Source organism: Nodularia harveyana UHCC-0300, from assembly GCF_034931085.1.
Taxonomy (GTDB): domain Bacteria; phylum Cyanobacteriota; class Cyanobacteriia; order Cyanobacteriales; family Nostocaceae; genus Nodularia; species Nodularia harveyana.
Map to the genome: position 1 here is coordinate 1 of NZ_JAYGHG010000069.1, position 1,657 is coordinate 1,657.

The 1,657-nt window shown below is 40.1% G+C and carries 1 protein-coding gene; it reads right to left on the reverse strand.

The window, feature by feature from the left end; genetic code table 11:
• Positions 1–190: 190 nt before the first annotated feature.
• Positions 191–1,558, reverse strand: coding sequence for an IS4 family transposase (locus VB620_RS20820; RefSeq protein ID WP_323198059.1), 1,368 nt, complete (start codon positions 1,556–1,558; stop codon positions 191–193).
• Between the last annotated feature and the right edge of the window lie 99 nt (positions 1,559–1,657).

Sequence of the window (1,657 nt, forward strand, 5' to 3'; positions counted from 1 at the left end):
CTATCCATTACCCACATCTTTCTTAACATAAAATTTGACAAAAGGAAGTAGTTGTGTAGTGAAGTATGGAGAAAAATCGCCAGTGACTCTAGTTTAAAGACATGAGAACAAACAGAAGCTCACAAAAGCCTCATTCTCTAGACTTCATGTTTGATAAAAATGGAAACAAGCTGACAGGATGAGGTAATGATTAATTAACGACAAGAGACTGACAAACCAGCCAACCTTGAACAATATCATGTAATCGGCTTAATCCACGCCAGAGAACTTTCACACCTGGATAACCGTCAGATTTTCGACCTAAAAACCCACCCAATCGGGCAATCCAATTCACAACTTCAGCCAGTGTCGGTGGACTGGTATCAGGGTAAATTTCGTGGTGTATAGTCGCATACAAAACCTGCCACTCGTGAGATTCTAAAACCTGTTCACAACTGTCTGAAGGAGAACAACGAGCCATGTAAGTCAGCCACAACAAACGCCAAGCAACTATGCTGTAGGTGGCCAAAGCCATCTCTAATCTTTGCGCCGTTTCTAGTTGTAACTTCTCAATGCCACAACCACTTTTTAAGACATAATGATAACGTTCAATTAACCATCGATAACAATACCATTGCACATACTTTTTCACATCTTCAAGATTGGTAATTTCCAATGTGGTCAGAAGTAACCAACTAATCGGCTCAACTTCTTTTGGTGTGTCAACTTCTGTGACTAAAATTGCCTGCAATTTTATCGGAGATAGTTGTTCTTTTTTAGATCTATTTTGAGGTGGTTCAATGGTAATCGTGGCATAACGAATTGTCAGTGTCGCTATTCTCGAAGGTCGAGTCGGATTGCGTTTGACCTCCACTGTCATTGTTCCTTGGGACTCCTTCGAGTCTAAGGTTTCCCATAAATGTTCCTCACAACCAACCAAACAGCGATTTTGATTCCCTCGAATTAAAAAATCTGAGCCTTGACGACGAGGACAGGCAAATAAGTCATAAAAATCGGCTTCTCTGTCAGCAATTGTTACTACTTGTACTGATTCAGGCATGATTGAATCTGTTTTTTTCAACGCATCAAGCCATCTTTGACTTTCTTTTTCTGCTGTTGGTTTTTGTTTCCTTTGTTCTGCTTTTCCTAATTCTTCTTCAATTCTTGACCACACCTGTTGCTCAATGATGCCTAGTGGTATTCCCTGTGTGCTTGCTGTTAACACCGAGTGGACTTTTAATCCTTTGCCATATTTACTGTCCAGATATCCTTTCCCTGATAAAGCTTTATGGCTGGTGTAGTTCAGTTCTGTTGTATCTTGTATTGCCAATACTACCTGATGCTTGGCCATTCGCTCTACCGTTGCATCTCGATGTCCTTGTCTAATCATGGATGGTTTGATGTAGGGTGAATCCCAGAAGTCATAGGTAGCTTTGGCTTGTGACCATGTTCCACTCGCTTGCGGTACACTGGCCAATGGTGAATTACTCAGATTTGTGACTATTTTGATTAACCGTTTGGTTCTTCTTTTATCCCCTAATTCGGTTCTTTCTAGTTCTTCTATTATCCACTTTTCCATTTACTGACATTGGTTTAACTCTGGGTTTTCGTATATAAAATACACAATTACTGGCTTTTGTCAAATCTTATGTTAAGAAAGATGTGGGTAATGGATAGC

Coding starts and splice junctions, on each gene's coding strand:
- VB620_RS20820 (WP_323198059.1), bottom strand. CDS start 1,558: ATGGAAAAGTGGATAATAGAAGAACTAGAAAGAACCGAATTAGGGGAT.